The organism is Streptomyces sp. NPDC027962, from assembly GCF_055566095.1.
This window is the reverse complement of the sequence record NZ_JBVHTA010000096.1, coordinates 1-3,692: the sequence shown is the minus strand read 5'-3', so window position 1 is coordinate 3,692 and position 3,692 is coordinate 1. Positions and strand designations below refer to the sequence as shown.

The following is a 3,692-nucleotide window of genomic DNA, read 5'->3' as shown; positions in this document are numbered from 1 at the left end:
TTGGCACACTGTTGAGTTCTCAAGGAACGGACGCTTCCTTTGTACTCACCCCTGCGGGCTTTCCTCCGGGCGCTTCCCTCCGGTCTTGCGTTTCCAACCTTACCAGATCCGTTTTCCGCTCCGTTTCCGGTTCGGATTTCATTTCCAGTGGCCGCTGGAGGGCCTTTTACCTTTCGGCTGATCCCGACTTTATCAGAACCATTTCAGCCGACCTAATCGGCTTCGTGATCCGGATGAAGGAATCGGGATGGGCTCCGCGGGAAGCGATTCCCGGCGAGAGCCAGACAGACTCTAAATGTTCACGCCCGAACTCGTCCAGTCCGAGGCAACCGTTAAAATCTACCTCCCTGCTCCACCAGTGTCAAGGGTGCGCGAGGCGAGGAGGAGACTAGCAGCTCGGGAGGCGTCGACGCACATCAGGCGGCCGTCGGGAGCTCCGCACTGCGGTCGAGTTCCTCCACATCGCCCATCTCCCCTGCGCGGGCTGCCCTGCCGCCGAGGATGTAGACGTAGGCGAGGAAGGCCAGCTCAGCGACAACGCCGATCGTGATACGCGCCCAGGTGGGGAGCCCGGAGGGGGTTACGAAGCCCTCGATCAGGCCTGACACGAACAGCACCAGTGCCAGGCCGATCGCCATGCCGAGGGCGGCCCTGCCTTGCTGGGCCAGGGCCGTGCGGCGGGTTCGCGGACCGGGATCGATCAGCGTCCAGCCGAGACGCAGGCCGGTGCCGGCCGCGACAAAGACGGCTGTGAGTTCCAGCAGACCGTGCGGGAGCACCAGGCCGAGGAATACGTCGAGCCGGCCTGCCGAGGACATCAGTCCGATGCCGACGCCCAGATTCAGCATGTTCAGGAAGAGGATCCAGATGACCGGGAGGCACAGGAACGCGCCGAGGGTGAGGCACATGGCAGCCGCTTGGGCGTTGTTCGTCCACACCTGTGCGGCGAACGCGGCCGCGGGGTGGCTCGAGTAATACGTCTCGTACTCACCGCCGGGGCGGGTCAACTGCCGGAGCTCCTCCGGAGCGCCGATCGCACTCTGCACCTCGGGATGGGTCCCGATCCACCAGCCGATGAGGGCGGCGACAAGAGTGGAGAGCACGGCGGTCGGTATCCACCAGTGGCGGGAACGGTAGACCGCGGCCGGAAAACCGGCCGTGAGAAAGGCGGCCGCATCCCTCCAGCCTGCCCGTCGGGTGCCGGTGACGATGGCGCGTGCGCGTGCCACGAGCTGGGTGAGCCTTGCGGTCAGTGCGGGCTCCGGGGCACTGGACTGGATCTGGGAGAGATGGGTGGCTGTGCGCTGGTAGAGAGCGACGAGCTCATCGGCTTCCGCGCCCGTGAGACGACGTCCGCGACGAAGGAGATCGTCCAGGCGGTCCCACTCGGCGCGGTGGGCGGTCACGAAGACATCGAGATCCATGGTCGGCTGCTGCTCCAGGCACTGGGTGCGTACGGTCCGTACTACTGCACTGCTGCGACACGCTGCGGGTCAGCTTGGCAGACTGAGTATTCAAGGGGCAGGGAAGGTCGACGAACGCGAGGGGCGGCACAGTGAGTGGGCTAGTGACGGGGGACGCAGTCGTACTGGGGTTGCAACCGGCGAGATTGCCGAGCCGCGCCCTCGCTCTCATGATCGATCTGGTCGTGGTGTGGTCGGCCTATCTCCTGCTGTCGATCGGGCTGGCCATGGCGACGGCGTCGCTGGACGAAGCCGCTGTCATGGCACTGTCCATCGCCTCGTTCCTTCTGGTTTTGGTGGGTGCACCGATAGCCGTGGAGACGCTCAGTCATGGGCGGTCGCTCGGAAAACTGGCGTGCGGGCTGCGCGTCGTACGGGATGACGGGGGGCCGATACGTTTCCGCCATGCCTTGGTGCGGGGCGCGATGGGAGTCGTCGAGATCCTCTTCTCGTTCGGTGTCATCGCTTGCATTGCATCGTTGGTGTCGGCGCGAGGCCGGCGTATCGGGGACGTCTTCGCCGGAACGCTGGTGGTGCGGGAGCGGATACCCGCGGCGCGCGGCCCGATGGTGGCGCCTCCCCCGCCACCGTGGCTCGTCGGACGGTTCTCCCAGCTCGACCTGTCGGGTGTGCCGGACGGCCTGTGGCTTGCGATACGCCAGTACCTGACACGGATGAGGCAGCTGGACCCGGCCGTGAGCTGGTCCATGGCACAGCAGCTGGCCGCTGATCTGGCGACGCGTACGGGAACGCCGGCGCCTGAGGGCGTCCCGCCGGCTGCATATCTGTCAGCCGTGGTGCACGAGCGGCAGTCCCGTGACGCCCGGCGGGCCTTCACCGCACCCTCGAGCACCCCCGGCACATCCGTCGGCGGCCCGGCCCACCACACCCACGCTCATTCCGCTCCCGCCTCTGCGACGGGGGCGGGCTTGTCGGAAGTCGGACCCGTTCCCGAAGCGGCAGTGCCGACTGCCACTCCGGCCTTTGGGCCTGTCGGCATCGGATTCGGGTCGGGAACGGCCCAGCGCCGTTCGGCGACGGACGGGGCGAAGGTCCCGCCGCCCACGCCGTCCGGCGGATTCGCTCCGCCCGCGTAGGCACCGGCCGACCGCTGCCGGTCGGCGCGCCCACGCTCAGCCGACGCGCTCAGCCGCGGATAAGCAGCTGCAGCCCAAAGCATTTCAGGGGAAGGTCGACGGCGGGGTTTCGAGGTCCTCGAGCTCGATGCCGGGTGCTGCCAGGACCACGTCTCCCGCGATGTGGACGGCATGCTGTTCGCCCGTGTCCAGGGCGCTGACCTGGTACTCGTCCACTGTCAGAGGGCCATTGTCAGTGGCATGCGCTTCACTCTTCACCAAGGCCCAGGACTGGTCGACGGTTCGGGGCGCGAGGACGGGGTCCGTGAAGGCGACGAGACGGAGGCGGATTGCAGGGGCGCCGGGTGCGAGGCGCAGCAGACGGGCAGTTGCGACGAGGAATGCGGGGGAAGTGCCGGTGAATGCGTGGGCGGGGGCGTTGCCTTCTTGCGCGTGAGCGCCGGTGGGGTCAGTGCGGACCCAGGTGACGCCGTCGATGGCTGCGCCGCGGACCTGCCAGCTCGCAGCATGCAGTTCGAGACGGATGGGGCGGCCGAGTTCGTCGAGGGCCAGGTCGACGGAGCCGGCGTCGGCGCCGGAAGGGGTGGTGGTTCGGGAGACATAGCGCCAGCCGGAAGGGCCGGGGGCGCACTGGAAGTGTTCTTCACCGAGGGGGGTGTGATCGTGCGGATCGTGGAGCGAATAACGGCCGCGAGGCATGGGGGCGTAGGTGTCCTTGTGCGGTGAGGCGTCAGCCGGAGCCGTTCGAGAAGAGTACGGGGCAGGCCCCCGACACGGGGGTGCGGGGGCCTGCCTGGTGCTGCTGTGCAGCGGAGCTGCTCGGTGCGTACTGCTGCCTACAGCGCTGTGCTGCGACTGGTGAGTAGCAGCGCGGCTTGATCAGTAGCGGTAGTGGTCGGGCTTGTACGGGCCGTCGACGTCGACGCCGATGTAGGAGGCCTGCTCCGGGCGCAGGGTGGTCAGCTTGACGCCCAGCGCGTCCAGGTGCAGCCGGGCGACCTTCTCGTCGAGGTGCTTGGGCAGCACATACACGTCGTTCGGGTAGTCCTGCGGCTTGGTGAACAGCTCGATCTGGGCCAGCGTCTGGTCCGCGAACGAGTTGGACATCACGAACGACGGGTGACCGGTCGCG

At 67.5% G+C, this 3,692-nt stretch carries 4 protein-coding genes; 1 reads left to right on the top strand and 3 read right to left on the bottom strand.

What is annotated here, in order from left to right:
* Nucleotides 1–416: 416 nt before the first annotated feature.
* Nucleotides 417–1,424 (bottom strand): stage II sporulation protein M, encoded by a 1,008-nt coding sequence (locus tag ACZ4SA_RS36745; protein WP_468283154.1) that lies wholly within the window; start codon nt 1,422–1,424, stop codon nt 417–419.
* A gap of 143 nt (nt 1,425–1,567) precedes the next feature.
* Between ACZ4SA_RS36745 and ACZ4SA_RS36740 the strand changes: the two genes are divergently transcribed.
* Nucleotides 1,568–2,560: an RDD family protein gene (locus ACZ4SA_RS36740; protein ID WP_468283151.1), complete on the top strand. Its 993-nt coding sequence runs from the start codon at nt 1,568–1,570 to the stop codon at nt 2,558–2,560.
* An 84-nt stretch (nt 2,561–2,644) separates the two neighbouring features.
* On the opposite strand, the gene ACZ4SA_RS36735 is transcribed toward ACZ4SA_RS36740, so the two are convergent.
* Together ACZ4SA_RS36735 and ACZ4SA_RS36730 are read right to left on the bottom strand one after the other, a co-directional pair.
* Nucleotides 2,645–3,259 (bottom strand): hypothetical protein, encoded by a 615-nt coding sequence (locus ACZ4SA_RS36735; protein WP_468283148.1) that lies wholly within the window; start codon nt 3,257–3,259, stop codon nt 2,645–2,647.
* A 180-nt stretch (nt 3,260–3,439) separates the two neighbouring features.
* Nucleotides 3,440–3,692: adenosylhomocysteinase (locus ACZ4SA_RS36730; RefSeq protein WP_468283145.1), on the bottom strand; the 253-nt coding region annotated here is incomplete at its 5' end.

What these genes read in the sequence shown, in the direction of transcription:
- ACZ4SA_RS36745 (WP_468283154.1), bottom strand. Translation starts at nt 1,424, where the DNA reads ATGGATCTCGATGTCTTCGTGACCGCCCACCGCGCCGAGTGGGACCGC.
- ACZ4SA_RS36735 (WP_468283148.1), bottom strand. Translation starts at nt 3,259, where the DNA reads ATGCCTCGCGGCCGTTATTCGCTCCACGATCCGCACGATCACACCCCC.